The organism is Glaciecola sp. SC05 (assembly GCF_041380235.1).
Taxonomy (GTDB): domain Bacteria; phylum Pseudomonadota; class Gammaproteobacteria; order Enterobacterales; family Alteromonadaceae; genus Glaciecola.
Genome location: NZ_JBGIYY010000067.1, coordinates 1 through 350, shown reverse-complemented (window position 1 = coordinate 350; position 350 = coordinate 1). Strand labels below are relative to the sequence as shown.

General features: G+C 39.4%; 1 protein-coding gene. It reads left to right on the top strand.

What is annotated here, in order from left to right; genetic code table 11:
- Positions 1-141: 141 nt before the first annotated feature.
- On the top strand, positions 142-350 hold a 209-nt coding region (locus AB9H30_RS19405), incomplete at its 3' end, for a phage integrase N-terminal SAM-like domain-containing protein (protein ID WP_371196441.1).

Below are 350 nucleotides of genomic sequence, written 5' to 3'. Positions count from 1 at the left end.
TACTATGCGTGCATCGTAACCACACGGTCTAATCTAGCCTTAAGTGCAGGCATAAACTGGCCTATAGGTCTGTTGTCACTTTTGTAAAATGCGGTTTACTAAACATTTTCAGTAACCACACCATACAAAAAGGAGTCAACAGTGGCTAATTCACCATTTTTAGAAAGCATTCGTCATGTCATGAGAACAAAGCATTATTCAATACAAACCGAAAAAACCTATCTGTTATGGATAAAGCGTTTTATTTTGTTTAACAAGAAACGTCACCCTAAAGACCTCGACGAACAGGACGTCACACAATTTGTGACACACCTTGCCGTCAATCGAGAAGTGACCTCATCTACACAGAA